Genomic DNA, 18,042 nt, shown 5'->3' on the forward strand with positions numbered 1-18,042 from the left:
GGACTCAGACCTCCGCCCGCAGTTGTTCGATATCGATGAGGCGTGGCGGTGTGACCGAGCGTTGTTCGGCAGGCCCTGCGCAACGCAGGGTTTCCTGCCAGAGCCTGGCCAGTGCCAGTTGGTAACGGTCGCTCAGGCCCGCCTCGACAGGTTCGCCCCGGATATGGGCAGCCATGCGTTGCAGCAGCCAGCCGACGCCCGCTGGCCCTTCGATTTCATGGGCACTGCGCCAGTGAATGGCTGCCGGGTGCAGCGGCAATGCGGTGGCTCGCTCAAGGTAGTGTGCGGTGCTGGCGTAAAGGGTCTGACGGTCGTCGCCGTGGCTGTCCGTGTGCAACGCCGGGGTCCAATTGACCGGGCCATAGCTGGCGTCCAGCGACAGGTAACCGCTGCTCCAGGCCAGATTCAGCTGGTGCATGACCAGGCTGTGCAGGTCGGGGTCGTCCGGGTTCATCCAGCTTTGCAGACGCAGCAGTACACGGCTGTCGGGCAGGTTGAGCGACAGGGTGTGGAAGTCCGCATCGCGATCCACCAGGCTCACGCTGACCTGTTCGGCCAGTTCGCAACCCATGGCTTGCAGCAGCAGATCCAGGCTCGAGTAAAGCAACTGGCGGCTGGTGGTCAGTTGCGCCAGTTGCGGTTTCTGGCCGTCCAGCAACTGGCTGACCCGTTGGGCGGAACGGGTCCAGCAGCGACCCGCTTCGGTGTGCGGGTAGAAACTGTTGACGATGTAGTGACGGCCAAGCCCGGCCGCCAGTTGCTGATGGCGGGCGATTTCATCCGGATGAACCGGGTGTTCCTGAATGACGTGCAGGCCCCGGCGCAGCAGGTTTCCCGTCAGTTGACCGCCTACGCCACCGACGATGGCCGAGCGCACCACCACACAGGCAATGTCCAGGTCCTCCGGCAGTTGGTCGATGTCGGTGTACAGCGGGATACCGAAGGCATTGGCCAGGGTTCTGGCGCGGGTGCTGCCATTGGCCAGCAGGCCCGCCAGTTGCAGGCCGGGTTGTTCGTCCAGAAAACTGTTGAGGTACAGCTCGCCGAACTTGGCCCCGACAATCAGGACTTTCAAAGGTGTGCTCATCGTTGATGTTCCTCTTGAGTGGCGACCAGCCAGGCGTTGATGGAGGCAGCGGTGCGCTGGACCTGTGCCGGATCAAGCAGCAATTGCCAGTGATCGCAGGCCACGGATTCGCGTCGGGCCTGGGTGGCCCAGGCTTGCCAGTCCTGTTCGGCGGGTTGCCAGTGTTGCGGACGCCCTTCGGCGGTCAGCCACAGGCAGGGGGCGTTCAGGCTTTGCGGGCGTGTGTGACGGGCGAGCAGCTTCATCAAGTGCTCGATGCGTTGCAGCCATTGCTGGGCCTGCTCCGGTTCCGGTGCGTTTTTCAGCACGCCCGCCTGGGTGGCATTGCGCATGAACACGTTCAGTTGCCGGGCCGGTGAGAGCTGTTCCAGGTCATCGGGCAGTTCGATGGTCTTCGCGCCCTGAGCCATCAGGCGCAACAGGCCCGAACGGTTCTCGACATGGAAGTCCTGACGGCAGACCGGGTCGAGCAGGATCAGGCGTACCTGTTGCCCGTCGGCCTGCAACAGATGAGCAGCGGCTTCGGCCACGAAGGTGCCGTAGGACCAGCCCAGCAGCACATACGGCCCGCTGGCCTGCTGGCGGCGGATGGCGCGTACATAGTGCGCGGCCAGTTCCTGCAGGGACTGGCTGGCCAGGGCATCGGCAGCCTGAAGGCCGAACACGTGCAGATCCAGAGCCTGAGCCAGCGACAGGTAAGACCCTATCTCGCCATCGGAGGCGTGGAACACGAACATCGGCAGTTTGTTGCGGCCTCGCGCCAATGCCAGCGGATTGTCGTCGGTACGGGATTCGACGGCTTTCAGCGTGGCACAGAAGTCGCCCAGCCGCGGGTTGTCGAACAGGTTGCGCAGGCTGCTGCCGGGGTATCCCATGCGGTTGAGGCGCGCAATCATGCGGGTCGCGATCAGGCTGTCACCGCCACTGAGGAAGAAGTCGCTTCCGGCGTCCAGCGTCTGCCCGAGCAGTTCCTGCCACAGTCCGGAAACGGCAGCCAGGACGACCGGGTCCACGACGGCTGCGGGCCTGGCTTCCGCGCCCTTGTCTTCGGCACGCTGGCCGTTGGGTAGCGCATCGAAGTGTTCGACCTGACGCAGGGCCAGCGGCCAGTACGTCGGCTGTTCAATCCCCGCCTGCATGGCGTGCAGATCCAGATGGGTATTGCCTTCGGCACGGGCCAGCATGAAGTGCTGACGCATGCTGTCCTGTGCCTGTTCCGGCCAGTTCATCACCCAGCTGAAGCCCGAAGCCTGTACGGCTGCGCGCCAGCGGGGCAGGTCCAGCATGGCCTTGTCGTCATCGCCGCGGGCATCCTCGAAATCACTGAGGTTTTCGATGAAACCGATGCTCGCCAGTTGCAAGGCACTGTCGCGCTCGGTGGCTTCCACCACCATCAGGTGGCCGCCGCTGCGCAGCAGGTGATGCAGACGCTTGAGCGAGCGCGGCACATGGGTGACGTCGTGCAGCACATTGACGGCGACGATCAGGTCATAGCCCTGTTCCGGGTGCTGACGGAAGTCCACCGGCTGGTTCAGGTCCAGCATCGAGCAGTTCAGTTGCGGCCAGGCGGCGAAACGCTCCCGGGCCTGCTCCAGGAACAGGCTGGAAATGTCCGTGAAACGGTATTCGCTCAGATGGCTTTCCAGTGCCGGCAGCAGGTGCTCGGTGGTGGCACCGGTTCCGGCACCGACTTCCAGCACACGCAGGTCGCGGCGTTGGCCGGCCAGGGCCTTGGCAGCCTGTGCGACAGTACGGTTCAGGCACTGCAAGACCGGGTTGGCGCTGTAGAACGCCCGCACCACTGCATCATTGCCACCGAACAACAGGCCCAGCGCCGAACGTTCGCCACGCAGCAGCTCACCGTGCAAGCCGATGCAGGTGTCCAGGTAGGCCGCCAGTGTCTGACTCCACTCGGCATCGGGCAGGGTGTCCGACACGGGCAGGTTTTCCGGCAACGGCTGTACGCTGATATAGCGCTGGCCGTCCTGTTTCACCCAGCCTTGCTGACACAGCATGTTCAGCCATTGGCGCAGCAGTCCGGTGAATTGCGGCAAGGCTCCCAGGCGGGTCATGACCTGTGGCAGGTCATGGCTCTGACCCGCTTCACTGAACAGCCCGTGCTTGCGCAAGGTTGCCACGATGCCCTGGCGGGCACGGTTTTCGAGCGCCTGCCAGCTCAGTTCCACTTCCTGACGCTGGGCGTCGCTCAGGCTCGGCAACTCGCTCGCTGGCAGAGGCAACGGGGCGAGGATGCTGTCATCGCAGGCGGCCGGTTCTCTGGCCACCAGTTCACCCAACAGCGTGCGGCCATCGGTGTCGATGCTGACTCTTGCCGTCTGCACGCCGGACGTGCGGCGCAATTGCGCTTCCAGTGCCTGCGGATCGAAGCGCTCGCCGTCCAGATTGACCGACCAGTCGTGACGCGGCAGAGCCGGTTGCTCATCGAAGCCTTGCGGTTGCGTGGCCAGGGTCTGCAACAATTCGCCATAGGTCTGGAAGAGGCTGTCGATGAGGCCGTCGGCCAGCACGTCTTCCATGCAGTACCAACTGAACACCAGCTCGCCGTCGATCTCCATGACCTGATGGTCGAGCCAGACCTGCGGGGTCTGGGTGAACACATGCACCGGATCGCCCAGGGTCGAGGTCATGGCCTGATCGATGGCTTTGCCGTCCAGGGACATGCCCAGCATGCTGGTGAACACCACGGGCATGGCCGGTTGGCGGCTCTGGCCCTGACGGCGTCCGAGTTCACGCATCAGTTCCACACCGTTGACGCCGGTGTGGGCCAGGCGCTGCCAGAGGCGGGACTGGGTGGTCTCCATGATCTGACGCAGGCTGTCGCCTCGTCCCAGCTGGAAGTCGATCAACAGCACCGAGGTGAAGTCCCCGATCAGTTGCTGGACCTGCGGGTGCAGCGGACGACGGTTGAAGTACGTCAGGTTGAGAGTGAAGTCCGGTGTACGGCTGACGCTTTCCAGCGTCTGGGCAAACAGCGCCAGCAGGGCCGCCGAAGGGGTCACGCCCAGTTGCTGGCACTGCGCCTTGAAGCGGCTCCAGTGCTCGGCACCCAGCGTGGTCTGCAACGTCCGGAAGCGTGGCTGGCCCTGTTGCGGGTTGGCGGCCATCGGCAATTGCGGAGCGGCAGGCAAGTGTTCCAGCGTGTCCTGCCAGTAGCGCCAGGACTGACGCCATTGCAGGCTGTCGCGCTGAGCCAGGTCGGTCAGCACGTAGTCGCGGAAGGTCAGTTGCAGCGGCGCAAGGTCCTGACCGGCGTAGGCGGTGGCCAGGTCGTCCATCATCACCTTGAAGCTCTGCACGTCGAACAGCAGCAGGTCGAGGTTCATGTGCAGGCGGCAATGGCCGTTGTCCAGTTCACTGACCGTGACCTCGAACAGCGGCCAGCGATCGGCCGGGAGCACGCGATAGGACATTTCTTCGCGAATGCCCAGCAAGCGCTGTTGCTGCTGTTCGTGGGGCAGGTCGCGCAGGTCATTGCGCGGCAGGGCGTACCAGGGCGTCTGCTCGAGGATGCGCTGCCGACCGTCGCTGTCGACCACCATGCGCAGCATGTCATGGCGTGCGATCAAGGCATTCCAGGCGCGCTCGAAACGGGTCAGGTCGAAATCGGCATAAGCCTTGTCCCACTCGAACAGCACATGACAGGCCACGCCGCCGTAGTCGATCAGGTCGGTACGTCCCAGCCAGTAGGCGTGCTGGATCGGCGTCAACGGGAACGGCTCGAAGCGGGACGCCGGGTCGGGCACGATCTGATGGTCATTCGACGCGACCGGGGCTTTTCCGGCATCGGCCAGCAGCAGGGCGCTCAGGCCACGGATGCTGAGGTCGCGATAGGCCTGCTCGGCGTCCAGACGAATGCCCAGCTGGCGCTGGATGTTGCTGCTCAGTTCCAGGAACAGCAACGAATCCAGGCCCAGTTGCATCAGGTCCTGATGGTCGGCGGGTGCCGAGCTCAGGCGCAGTTGGCGACAGATCGAAGCGCTCAGCCACTGGCTCAGCGCCTGACGGTCGGCCTGGGCCTCGCCGGTCAGGATCGGTGCCGGAATGGCATCGGTCTGCCGGGCATTTTTGCCTTGCGGTTGAACGGCGGGCTGTTCGGCCTGTTGAGCGAACAGGCGACGGCGCGGGTCGATGCGCTCATGATCTGCGCGCATTGCCAGGTGCCATGGCGCGCCGCGCATGATGGCCTGTTCCAGATGCCAGAGCCCTTCGCCGGTTTCCAGTGTGCCCATGCCGCCCTGAGCCAGTCTGGCGTGCAGGTTGTCTTCGGCGGCGCGGCCGATTTCGCCCCAGGCACCCCAGGCAATGCTGAGTGTGCGCAGGCTGGCTTTCGGGTTGGCTTCGGCCAGACCGTCCAGGTAGGCGCTGGCCAGTGCATGGGCACCCTGGCCCGATGCACCGAGGCTGGCGGCAGCCGAAGAGTAGAGCAGCAGATAGCGTCCCTGATCGGCCAGGGCGTTCTGAAGCTGATAGGCCGCCGAGCATTTGACTTGCAACAGAGGCTGCATGCGTGCGCTGTCGAGGTTGGCCAATGGCGTGTCGTCCAGCAGCCCGGCGCTATGAATCGCACCGTTCAGGCCGCCGTCGAGCTGCAGGTCTTCCAGGCACATGCCCAGTGCCGCCGGATCGCTGACATCGCATTCGAGCCAGCGCACTTCGCATGCGTGCTCCTGTTGCAGCCGGGCGAACCATTGCCCTGCCTCTTCAGAGCAGCGAGGGGCGAGCAAGGCAATGCGCCGGGCACCCTGATGAGCCAGCCACTCGACACTCAGGCGGCCCAGGCCACCGAAGGCGCCGGTCACCAGGTGCCAGCCATTGCCCTTGAGGCTGTGTGCGGGAAGTTTGGCGGCAGGGTGCGTTTGCACGGCCAGGGTCTGGGCGTGGACCTGACCGTTGCGGACGGCGATCCAGCGTTCGCCGAAAGAGCTGTTCGCGAATGAATTCGTTCCCACGGGGAGTGTGGTGTCTGTGGGAGCGGATTTATCCGCGAATACCGCTTTCAACCCCAACAACAGTGCTTGCCAATCGTCACGGCCATCCAGATCGATACCCGCCAGGGCACGGTCCGGCTGTTCGGCACTGGCAACACGCAGCAGGCCCCAGATCGCACGCTGTTCAGGGGTTACGGCGTTGTCGCCGGTCGGTGTCCAGGCGTTGCGAGTGACCACCAACAAAGGCTGATCGGTCGTGTGGGTCAGGGCGTCAAGCACACCGGTCGTGATGGCCTGCAACTCGCCGCTGTCCACGATCAGCAGACAAGCCTGGGCATCCGGGTCGTGGGTAATACCGGCGGCCGCCAGTGCAGGCCGTGCACTGGCGGGCTCGATACGCAGCGCCGGGACAGCAGCGTTCTGCGCTTCCAGCACTCGCCACTGCCAGGCGTAATGGGTGCCCGGAGCCGCCTTGAGCGCTGGCAGCGAAGAGCGGGAAACCGGCTGGTTATCGGCACTGGCCAGCAGTTGCCAGTGTCCGTCGTCATGGCGTTGCTTGAGTAGCACGCGAGCGACGCCGAACGGGCTGGCGCACCATTCCAGCGACAGGCCGTCCAGACGCTCGGGGATTGCTGCTTGATCGAACACCGGCACCTGATGCGCATCGCCATGGCGTGCAGCCAGTTCGTTGCAGGCGTCCTTGAGGCGGGCCTGCCAGCGTTGCGGTTGCCCGGCACAATCGCGCCAGTCGGGTTGATAAAGGCTTTCGCTCAATTGGCGACCCAGCACGGCACTGCCACTGTCATGACCGGCACTGGCCGGGCTGGCGACGATGTTCGTGGCCTGGGTGCGGGCGAGCAGAATATGTTCGCTGATGTTGGCCGTGGCGCTGCCATCGTCCGGCAGCCAGTCCAGGCGCTCGAAGCCGCTTTCCCGGCACTGTTGCTGCCAGTGTTCGGTGGACAGGAACAGCTCGCCACCGCGTGCCTGTTCGTCATGCAGCGGCAAGACCAGCGGGCCGAACACGAAGTCGAAGAGGCGCATCGGACGGGTGATTTCGCGCATCAACAGGCCGCCGCCGGGTTTGAGCAGCGGACGCAGGTTTTGCAGGGTCTGGCCTACGTGCTGTGTCGCGTGGATCACGTTGGCGGCGACGATCAGGTCATAGTGACCGGTCTGGAAGCCTTGTTCGCTGGCCGGTTTCTGCAGGTCGAACTGGGCGTAGTCGACAAAGTCGTATTCGCTGAACTTGTCTTCGGCACGACGGCTGAACAGGGCGGAAATGTCGGTGAAGCAGTAACGGACGTCCGCCACATCCCTGAGTTCGGGCAACAGCCAGGCGGTGGTGCCACCCGTACCGCCACCGACTTCCAGAATGCGCAGCGGCCCGCCGCCATTCTGTTGGTGCTGGTTGACCAGCCCGGTGATGACCCCGGCTGCGATCTGGTTGAAGTAACGACCGAAACTGAACTGCTGATACAGCACTTCCACGCCGCTGGAGGCGCTTTCCGGGAAGATCACGGCCACCGGTTCGACGGAGCCGTTCATCATGGCGAAGAGTTGTTCGCCTGCACGCTCGACGGTTTCGGCGATCACGTCCAGCCCTTCGCAGCAGTCACGCAATTCCTTGAGCAGGGCAGCGCGTTGCTCGTAAGGTACGGTCATGGCGGTGCGATAGCGGCCTTGTTCCTGCGCGTAATAGCCATCTTCTACGCAGGCGTTGAGCAAGCGCACCAGCAATTGCCGATGACGTGGCAGCAAACGCCCGCCACGCAGGATATCCAGCGCCGGAACACCGCTGTCGATGCGTTCGCCGATGCACTGGCGGACCATCTGATCGACATAGATCGCGTGCAGTTTTGTGACGCAGGTGTAGAGGCGCTCCAGACGCGGCAGGTCCAGGTTCGCACCTTCTTCGATGACGGTCTTGCGGCCGGCTTCCAGCAGCAGGTCCCGTTGTTGAGACACGACGGCCTGACGGGCGGACTCGCACCAGTAGCGCTGCTCATCGAACGCATAGAGCGGTGCCTGAATGCGTTGCCCGCGGGTAGGCAGCAATTCGCGCCATGGCAGGTTGGCACCGGCGGCGAACAGGCGCAGCAGGCTGTCGTGCAGCACGGTTTGTGCAGGCTTGTGGCGTCGGGCGCTGGCGATCCAGTGAACGTCCGGCTGTTCAAGGCGGGAGCCGACTCCGGTCAAGGGGGCATCGGGGCCCAGTTCCAGACTGATGCCGACGCCGCCTTGCAAGGCATGCTGCAAAGCCTGGTGGAAACGCACCGGTTCGCGCATGTGTCGGCGCCAGTAGTCGCTGCTGCCCAGTTCGGCCTGGGTCAGAGGCTGGCCGGTCAGGGTCGAGATCAGCGGTATCTTTCCGGGGTTGGCTTGCAGACGGGCACAGGCTTGCTGGAACTCGTCGAGGATCGGGTCGAGCAGTTGCGAATGTGCGGCACCGGCCACGCTCAGGCGGTTATGGCGGATCTGTTGGTCGTGCAGCGTTTGCGCCAGGGCTTCGATGCCGGCGCGATTGCCGGAAGCCACCAGATGCTGCTCGGCGTTGTGCACGGCAATCTCGACGCCATGCTGGCGAGCCAGGGGTTCCAGGGTTGCGGCATTGCAGAACACCGCCAGCATCGCACCCTCGGCGGCGCTCTGGTTCATCAGGCGTCCACGGGTAATGACCAGCGGCAGCACGTCTTCCAGACGGTAGATACCGGCAATGACCACGGCGGCGAACTCACCGACCGAGTGACCGATCAGCAGGTCCGGGGTCAGGCCTTGTTCGCGCCAGTGGGCGGCCATGGCCACTTCAAAGGCCACGATGGCCGGTTGCGCATAATCCATGCGGTCGATCAGCGCTTCATGTTCACCGAACATCACCGATTGCAGCGACGGCTGAAGGTGCGCGGCGCAGGCGGCGAAGCTGCGATCCAGGCTTTCGGTGAAGGCTTTGGCCTGGCCGTAGAGGCTTTTGCCCATGCCGGCCCATTGGCTGCCCTGACCGCTGCACAGCCAGAGCTGCGCGGCCTGTCGGGCCTGGCCGTCATGCAACAGGGCATCGCTGTTGCCCTGGGCAAAGGCTTCAAGTGCCGGGGCGGTTTCATCATGCAGCGGCACGGCCAGACGATAAGGCAGGTCGAGCTGGCGGCCATGCAGCGCGGTATGCGCCAGATTGGCCGGAGCGTCACTGCTGGCCAGTTGCTGGGCATAGCGACCTGCCAGTTGCCGCAGCGAGGTCTGGCTGGCGGCGCTGAGCAGCAGGGCGCTGGCCTCCGGCTTCTGCGGCGCGGGGCGCAGGCTGTCGGGCATGGCTTCGACGATCACGTGGCAGTTGGTGCCGCCGATGCCGAATGAAGAGACACCGGCGCGACGCGGACCTGCCGGCCAGTCCCGAGGCTGGGTCGGCACCCGGAACGGGCTGTTTTCCAGCTGGAGTGCCGGGTTGGCCTGCTCGAAGTTGATGCTCGGTGGAATGCGCCCGTGGCTGACGGCAAGCACTGTCTTGATCAGGCTGGCGATCCCGGCAGCGGTGTCCAGATGCCCGAGGTTGCCCTTGACCGAACCCAGCGCGCAGCCGCCGATATCGCTGCGTTGGGCGAACACATCGCGCAGCGCCTGGACTTCGATGGGGTCGCCCAGAGGCGTGCCGGTGCCGTGGGCTTCGATCATGCCGATGCTGGCGGATTCGATATCGGCCAATAGCAGGGCATCGTTGATGACTTCACGCTGTCCGACCACCGACGGTGCGGTGTAGCCGACCTTGTGATGGCCATCGTTGTTGATGGCACTGCCACGCAACACGGCCAGAACCGGATCGCCATCGCGCAAGGCGTCTTCCAGGCGGCGCAGTGTCACGGCTCCCACGCCATTGCCGGCAAAGGTGCCCTGAGCATTGGCATCGAACGGGCGGCAGCGACCGTCCGGCGAGAAGATCATGCCCGGCTGATAGAGATAACCGGCCTGCTGAGGGAACGACACGGCGACCCCGCCCGCCACGGCCATGGAGCATTCACCGCTGCGCAGGCTTTCACAGGCCATGTGCACGGCGACCAGCGAGCTGGAACAGGCGGTCTGCACGGTCATGGCCGGGCCACGCAGGTTGAGTTTGTAGGCGGCGCGACTGGCCAGGTAGTCCTTGTCGTTGCCCATCAGGGCTTGCAGCCCTTTGACCTGTGCCACTTCGGTGACGCGGATATTGTCGCGGCCCGGATAGGTGCTCATGCGCCCGGAAGCGAAGACGGCGGTTTTATGGGGAACGTCCCGCGGCGCGAATCCGGCATGCTCCAGGGCATGCCAGACGGTTTGCAGGAACAGTCGCTGTTGCGGATCGATGGACTCGGCTTCCTGACGCGAGTAGCCGAACAGCGCGGCATCGAAGCGGTCGGGATCGTCGATGGTCGAGGCGACATTGACGAAGTCGGGGTTGTCGATCAGGGCCGGGTCCAACCCGGCGGCCAACAGTTCTTCACGGCTGAAACGGCGGCTGCATTCGCGACCGGACAGCAGGTTCTGCCAGTACTCGGCACTGTCACGGGCACCGGGAAAGCGGCAGGCCAGACCAATGACGGCAATGGGCTCACTGGTGCCGTAGAACTCTTCAAAGGTGTGCATGAATGACCTCTTGGGCAGGAGTGGTAGACGTAGAAGCGGAATGGGTTCGTTCAAGGCGGCGACGCAGTCGCAGCGCAGGCCACAGGCAAAGGCAGGCAATGGCCGCCAGGATCGCGAGCAGCGATGGATAGCCCAGGTAATGGGCGACTTGCAGGGCGGCCATCGAGCCGAGCATGGCAATGGCGGCATCCACCGATTGCAGCAGGGCATAGTCCGAGGCCGGTTGATACGGGCGTACGACCCCCATCAACAGGTTGTAGAGCGTGACGAAGCTGATGGCCGCCGCGACGTTGACCAGCGCGAAAAGCGCCAGCCAGGTCGTGAGGTCGTAGAGCCTGGCCCCGAGTGCCGCCGACACGGCAATCGCGGCGTGTATGGCCATGGACGGCAGCAGGCAGCGCCAGGCCCCGAAACGTTTGGCCATCCAGCCGCCGATGAGCACGCCCAGGGCGCTGGCGAGGGTGCCGTACAGTGTCGAGACAAGGCCCAGATCCTCAAGTCCCAGCCCTTGATCCAGCAGCAGGACAGTCTGGATCGCCATCAGGCCGCGCATCGCCAGGTAGTAGATGGCGGTCAGGCAGAGGGCAGGCCACAGGGCGGTGAAGCTGCTGAGGTTCAGTCTGGGTTGAATGGCTCGTTCATCGCTGGCCGTGCTGGCCGGCAGCAGGCCCACCGGCAGCAACAGCAGCAATGAAATCGCGGCCATGGCGGTAAAGCCAGCCTGCCAGCCCCAGCGTTCGGCCAGGAACAGAAACACGAACGAGCCGAACACCACGCCCAGATAACTGCCCCCCACCTGAGCGGTGTTGGCGTACGGACGACTGGCCGCATCGCAGGTGGTGATGGTGATGCCATCGGCGTAGATGTCGTGACTGGCCGACAGCAATGCCAGCAGCATCAGGCCTGCCATGATCGGGTAGATCGAGTGTTCCGGCGCCAGGAAACCCAGCGCCAGCAGGCTTGTGGCCATGCACAGTTGCAGGAGCACCAGGCTGCCCAGGTAGCGATTGCCGCGCAAGGTGATGCTGTGGCGTTCGCACCAGGGTGCCCAGAGGAACTTGCCGACCCAGGGCAGGAAGGTCAGCGACAGCAGGCTGAGGCTGGCCAGGTCCAGGCCGTGATGGCGGAAGTAGCCAACCACCCCTTGTAGCATCAAGGCCGTGAGCATGCCTTGATGCAGGTAGTAACACCAATAGGGCAGGTAGCGACTCATGAAACGCTCCCGATACGGCGCATCCGCCTGGCGTTTCGCTGGTTCAACTGGGCGCGACGTGCGTCTTCCTGATCCTCTGTGAACTCAGGCTTCTGGCTCAGGTGCTGGGCCAGCGCATGGGCATTGGGGTAGCCGAACAGGTCAGTGACCAGCAGTTGCGGATAGCCCATCTGGGTCAGCCGGATATGCAGTTGCACCAGTTTCAGCGAGCTGGCACCGGCATCGAAGAAGTTCTGCCGACAGTCGTGCAGTTTCAGCCCGATGACATCGTTGAAGGCCTGACGGATCTGCTCCACGATCTGCTCATCGGCCTGGCCGGCGGTATCGACCGTTGCCGGGGCCGGTTGCAGGCGAGGCTGATTCGTCGGCAAGGCGCTGGCATGCTGGCGGGCCACTAGGTGGTCCAGCGGAGCGGTCCAGGCCTGGGGCTGGTCGGCCAACTGACGCAGCAGGTCGATGTACTGCTCGAACATGGCACGCAGCATTGCTGGCTCGAACAGGGCTTCGACGGCATCCCAGTTCAGGCACAGGTCGCCTTCGGACTCGTAGACCTGATGGTCCAGCCAGATCTGCGGTGTCTGGGAGATACCCCAGACTGGCTTGAGCCAGGACGACTCGGCCATGAAGCGGCCCTTGTCGAAGCCCAGGGCGCTGGTGAACACCACCGGCATTTGCGCGGCGGCCATGCCGTTGCGTCTGGCCAGCTCGCGCATGACCCGGATTGCCGAGTGATCGCGTTGGGCCAGGTCACGCCAGAGTCGTTGTTGCAGGCGCTGTGCACTGCCCAGCCATTGGCCGGTAGGTTGCCAGGCCAGCAACAGCAGGGAGGTGAAGTCCCCCAGAACCCGGTCGATGTGCGGGTGCAGAGGCTGACGATCGAACAGGGTCAGGTTCAGGGTCAGTTCCCGTTCGCTGCTCCAGGCCGAGAGCACGGCGGCGAAGGCACTGAGCAGCAGGCCCGAAGGGGTCAGCTGGTGCTGATGCGCCTGGGCTTTTAGACGATCCCAGGTGTCCGCCGGAATCCGCTCAGCCAGACGCACGAAGCGTGGCGTACCGACTTCGCTCGGGTCCCGCATCAACGGCAGGCGTGGCGCGGACGGCAGACTGTCCAGACGACGCTGCCAATAGGCCTTGGCATTGATGGCCTCGGGTTGTGCGGCACGCAGGCGCTGGTAATCCCGGAAACCGATATCGATGGCTTCCAGTTCCCGGTCGGGTTGCTGATACAGCACTTCCAGCTCGGCCAGCAGGATCTGCATGCTCATGCCATCGAGCAGCAGGTTGTCCAGGCTGACGAAGATGCGGCTCCGGGAGCTGCCATCTTCCGCGATCTGCACATCGAACAGCGGCCATTGCTCCGGGTTCAGCACCTGATGGGACAGGCGATCACGCAGGGCCAGTGTTTCTGGCGCATCCAGTGCGCTGACGCGATGGCGTTGCGGCACAAAGGCCGGAACCTGCTCCAGCACTTGCAACTGGCCGTTCCGGACCACGGCGCGCAGCGTGTCGTGACGGTCGATCAGGCGTTGCCAGACCGACTCGAAACGCGGGATGTCCAGGTGTTCGACGTTGAACTCGACAAAGAAATGCGCACCCACGCCACCCAGCACGAAACCGGACTGGCGACCCACCAGATAGGCTTCCTGCACATCGCTCAGGGCGAAGGGCTGATAGCGGGTGGCAGGGTCATGTTCCAGCGTGGTCGTCGATGAGCTGTCATCGGCAACCAGTGTGGCGGCAAAGGCCTGCAGGCCGGGGAAATTGAACAGGTCATCGAGGCGGGCACGATAACCCTGTTTGCTCAGTTCACCGATCAAGCGGGTGGCCAGCAACGAGTCGCCGCCGAGCTGGAAGAACTGACTGTGGCAATGTACCGGGCCGGTCTGGAGCAATTCTTCCCAGAGCCTGGCCAGCAATTGCTCGCTGTCGGTGCCCGGTGCCTGTGTGTCGTCGAGGGTTTCGACGCCAGGCTTGCACAGTTGTGACAGGGCTTTGTGGTCGATCTTGCCGTTGGCGGTCAGGGGCAGGGCGTCGAGGAAATACAGGCGCTGCGGCACCATGTAGCTCGGCAGCTCGTCTGCCAGCGCCCTGGCAAGACGCACAGGGTCGGGTTTCTGCACGGTGTCGCTGCCGCGCAGGATCAGACGCTGGAGATCGCCCAGGCGATCGCTCTGGCCCTTGTGCAGCCCGGCCTGTACCAACAGGTTCTGCCAATGGGCCGTGTCGCGAAGTTGCTGTTCGGCACCCCGGCCCTCGTTGAGCAGGTCGGCACTGACCAGCGCCAGCGGTGAGGCCTGGGCCAGTTCCAGCACACAGACGGCTGCACCCGGTGCGCAGAGTTTCAGCCAGCGTTGCAGCGTCAGTTCCGGCTGCTCGATGCGGTGCAGTTGATTGTTGATCAGCAGTACATCGGCGCTGTGGCGCAATGCCTGGAGTTCGGCGTCGGTGTCGCGACAGGCCTTGGCATGGGGGAAACGCGCCAGACGTTCCCGGGCCTTGAGCACCAGGGCCTGGGACGCATCGACCGCCGTATATTGCACTTGCGTGGCGCTCAGTCGCTCCAGCAGGTGAGCGCCGCCCAGCGCGCTGCGGGCACCGGCTTCGATCAGGCGCACCGGGCGTTGCAGGCGCTGGCTCAGACGAGCGATGGCCGCTGCCAGTTGCTCAAGGGCTTCGCAACTGCCCTGGCTTTGCATCAACAGGTGTTCGGGCGACCAGTACGGATGGTCGAGCAGGGTCCGGGCATTGCGTTGACCGCGCAGGATATCGCTGAGCGCGTCATGGTGAGCGTTCAGTGCTTCCTTGAGGGCGTAGGTCGATTCGCTGTCAACGCTCAGGCTGTTCGATTCGGCACCCTGTACCCGCAACCATTGTCCATCGGCGTTACGGCACAGGCGGCCTTGAGTGCCCAGCCATTCCAGCCAGCGGCCCATCAGCGGTTGCCATTGTGCCTGAGCGCCATAGGCGTGCAGTGCGGCGTCGAGGTGGGCAGGGGTGTTGAAGTCCAGACCGTTGAGCGCCAGATGCTGGATCAGGAAGTCGGCCAGCAGGGTGTTCTGTGCGGCAGACAGATCCGTCATGCCGGAGATCGATGTCAGCCAGTCGGCATAGTCGGCCGGTGTGCGCGGATCGGCTTCGACCGGGCTGCACAGGCTTGCGCCTTGTGGCACGACAAAGGCCACCAGACTCTTTTCCCGCTCGCCCAGCGCCATGCTGATGGCGCTCTTGACGCCTTCCAGACGGTTGAAGGCCGCGTCGATCTCGCCCAGTTCGATGCGATAGCCACCGACCTTGACCTGTTTGTCGCGACGTCCCAGAAACTCCAGAGTGCCGTCGGGCCAGTAACAGCCCATGTCGCCGGTGCGATACCAGCGTGCGCCATCCACTTCGACGAACTGACGGGCACTGCGCTCGAGGTCGTTGAAGTAGCCCTGGGCGACGCCGACGCCACCGATCCACAATTCGCCCGCGACCCAGTCCGGGCAATCGCGGCCCAGGTCATCCACCACGCGGTAGCTCTGGTTGGTGAGCGGCTGACCGTAAGGAATCGAGCGCCACTCCGGTTCGACACGGGCCACGGTGCAGGTGTTGGACCAGATGGCCGCTTCCGTCGCGCCGCCCATGGCCACGAACTGGCCGTCGGCACGGTACTGGTGATAGCGGTCGGGCAGGTCCAGGCCGATCCAGTCGCCGGACAGCATCACCACCCGCAGGTGCGCGGGGCTGTTCAGCTCGAAACCTTCGCTGTAGGTCAGCAGCATGTCGAACAGTGCAGGCACGCTGTTCCACAGGGTAATGCCATGCTCCACGATCAGGTCGCACCACAGTGCAGGGTCGCGACGCTGTTGTTCGTTGACCAGCACGATGGAGCCACCGGCCGCCAGCACCCCGAAGATGTCGTAGACCGACAGGTCGAAATGCAGGGCCGAGAGGGCCAGCACCCGGTCGTTTGCACCGACCTGATGACGCTGGTTGATGTCCACACAGGTGTTCAGCGCGCTCTGATGGCTGATGACCACGCCCTTGGGTTCGCCAGTGGAGCCTGAGGTGTAGATGATGTAGGCCGGTTGATGCACATCGACGGCGACTTGCTCGAGCAGCGGCTCACCGAGGATTGCCTGCTGCCAGTCCAGGCGGTTGTCGATTTCGCTTTCGCGGGGTTCGTCGGCACTGGTCAGGACGCATTTGACCCCGGCACCCTTGTAGATCCCCAGGCGTCGGGCCAGAGGCTGATCCGGCGGCACCGGGACATAAATGGCCCCGGCCTTGAGGATGCCCAGCACGGAGATGATCTGGCCGATGTCCTTGAACAGGCTGACTGCGACCGTATCTCCGGCTTTCACGCCCCTGGCTTGCAGGCTGCCCGCCAGGCGATTGGCCTGATCGATCATTTGGGCAAAGTTCAGTTGACGCTCACCCTGGATCAGGGCGATGGCCTGAGGCGTGCGTTCCGCCTGGGCGAACAGGGCCTCATGCAGCAGGCCTGTCGGCAAGGGTTGGGTGGTGGCATTCACCCGTTGACGTACTTCACGCTGGCTGGCGGGCATCAGCTCGGGCAGCGGGCGGGACCAGCCGGACGGGTCGGCAATCAAGGCCAGCACCTGCTCGAAATACACCTCGAACAGGGTGTCGGTCAGGCCTTTGGGGAACAGGTCATTGTTGCTGTCCCATTGCAGCATGATCTGGCCACGGTGCTCGAACGCCAGGTGGTCGATCCACACTTGCGGGGTCTGGGAAATGCCCCAGCCCAGTTCGCCCAGCGTGCTTTCTTCGGCTTCGCCATACAGCGGGCGTCCCAGGTTGCTGGTGAACACCAGAGGAGCACCGTGAGGATGACGCTGGCGCTTCTTGAGTTCGCGCATGACTTCAACGCCAGACCAGGCGCTGTGCTCATGAACTTCCGCGAAAGAACGCTGGTTGGCCAGCGCCAGTTCGGCAAAAGACTGGCCGTCGCAGACCACAGGCAATGGCAGGATATTGGTGAAGTCGGCAATCATGCCGGTCACGGCCGGGTGCAGGGGCTGGCGGTCGAACAGGGTCAGGTTCAGCAGCAGGTTCTGCTGTCCGCTCCAGCGGCCCAGCACGGCACTGAACAGCGTGGCCAGGGCCATGGTCGGGGTCACGCCATGGGTACCGGCGTTTTCCTTGAAAATCTGCCATTGCCCGGCGTCCAGCTGCCCGCGGCGACGGCTGATGCGCACTTGCTCGATGCGCTCGGGTTCCTGGGCCAGCGGCAGTATCGGTGCCTGCGGCAAGTCGTCCAGACGCGCCATCCACCAGGCCTTGGCCTGTTCGATTCGGGCCTGATCGTTACGCTGGACCTGAGTGAGGTAACTGCAAAAGTCGTAATCGGTGGACGGAGCGGGCAGCGGCTGATCGGTGATCAGGGCAATCAGCTCCTCGAACACCTGGTTGAAACTGGCGGCATCGCAGACCAGCAGGTCGATATTGACCAGCAACCGGTGACGGCCTTCGGGCAGCAGGCACAGCTGGAAGTCGAAGGTTTCGCCCAGTTCGACCTGCAGGCGGCGATGGCCCAGTTGTTCGCGCAGTTGCAGCAGGGTGTGCTGGCGAGTGGCTTCGTCGTGCTGGCGAAGGTCATGCACTTTCAGGCCCGGCCATGCGGACTGCGGCTGCCACTGCTGGCGGCCGTTGGCCAGAAAACGGGTCTTGAGCATTGGATGGCGTTCGATCAGTTGGTAGATCGCTGCCTCCAGCACGTGAGCGCTCAGACCGTGGCCATCGAATTCCTGATACAGGTGGCAGCCGACACCGCCCAGAGGCTGTTCGCTGGAACGTCCGACCAGATAGGCATGTTGCACGGGTGTCAGCGGGAAGGGCTGGGCATCGGTCATGCAGGGCAGAGGTGTGGAGGCCTGCCGGGCCACGGTCTTCGCTCTGGCCTTGTTCAGCAGGGCTTGCCAGCCTTCCAGTGTCGGATGATCGTAAAGATCGCTCAGGGTCACCTTGAAGCCCAGGCGCCGAAAGCGATTGAGCCAGGCCATGAGGTGCATGGAATCGAGGCCCAGCCGCAGAAGATTGGCATCGCCTGGTAGCTGGTCGACGGGCAGGCGGAGTTGCTTGGCGATTTCGTCAACCAGTGTTTGCGGGTTGAAGTCTTCAAGCGCTGTAGCGTGCGTAGTCGAGGCTTTTCTGGTCGATGTGTACATGGTAAGACTCCATCC

4 protein-coding genes are annotated in these 18,042 nt (G+C 64.1%); all 4 read right to left on the reverse strand.

The features are described from left to right. Positions 1–4: 4 nt before the first annotated feature. Genes ACIPY9_RS08900 through ACIPY9_RS08915 form a run of 4 tightly spaced genes read right to left on the reverse strand, consistent with a single transcriptional unit; the run spans position 5 to position 18,027 of the window. On the reverse strand, positions 5–1,087 hold the full coding sequence (locus ACIPY9_RS08900) for a Gfo/Idh/MocA family oxidoreductase (protein ID WP_400699568.1): 1,083 nt from the start codon (positions 1,085–1,087) through the stop codon (positions 5–7). Continuing rightward, the gene (locus tag ACIPY9_RS08905; RefSeq protein WP_400699571.1) at positions 1,084–10,644 is read right to left on the reverse strand and encodes a polyketide synthase; all 9,561 of its coding nucleotides are present in this window, start codon (positions 10,642–10,644) and stop codon (positions 1,084–1,086) included. Before ACIPY9_RS08905 ends, ACIPY9_RS08900 begins: the two co-directional genes overlap by 4 nt. Next, positions 10,631–11,857, reverse strand: coding sequence for an MFS transporter (locus ACIPY9_RS08910; RefSeq protein ID WP_400699574.1), 1,227 nt, complete (start codon positions 11,855–11,857; stop codon positions 10,631–10,633). The genes ACIPY9_RS08905 and ACIPY9_RS08910 overlap by 14 nt, the downstream gene beginning before the upstream one ends. After that, positions 11,854–18,027 carry an amino acid adenylation domain-containing protein gene (locus ACIPY9_RS08915; RefSeq protein ID WP_400699576.1) on the reverse strand — a complete coding sequence of 2,058 codons (6,174 nt, stop codon included), beginning with the start codon at positions 18,025–18,027 and terminating at the stop codon, positions 11,854–11,856. Before ACIPY9_RS08915 ends, ACIPY9_RS08910 begins: the two co-directional genes overlap by 4 nt. Between the last annotated feature and the right edge of the window lie 15 nt (positions 18,028–18,042).

Source organism: Pseudomonas sp. NPDC089734, from assembly GCF_044748865.1.
Classification (GTDB): Bacteria; Pseudomonadota; Gammaproteobacteria; order Pseudomonadales; family Pseudomonadaceae; genus Aquipseudomonas.

What these genes read in the sequence shown, in the direction of transcription:
- ACIPY9_RS08900 (WP_400699568.1), bottom strand. Translation starts at nt 1,087, where the DNA reads ATGAGCACACCTTTGAAAGTCCTGATTGTCGGGGCCAAGTTCGGCGAG.
- ACIPY9_RS08905 (WP_400699571.1), bottom strand. Translation starts at nt 10,644, where the DNA reads ATGCACACCTTTGAAGAGTTCTACGGCACCAGTGAGCCCATTGCCGTC.
- ACIPY9_RS08910 (WP_400699574.1), bottom strand. Translation starts at nt 11,857, where the DNA reads ATGAGTCGCTACCTGCCCTATTGGTGTTACTACCTGCATCAAGGCATG.
- ACIPY9_RS08915 (WP_400699576.1), bottom strand. Translation starts at nt 18,027, where the DNA reads ATGTACACATCGACCAGAAAAGCCTCGACTACGCACGCTACAGCGCTT.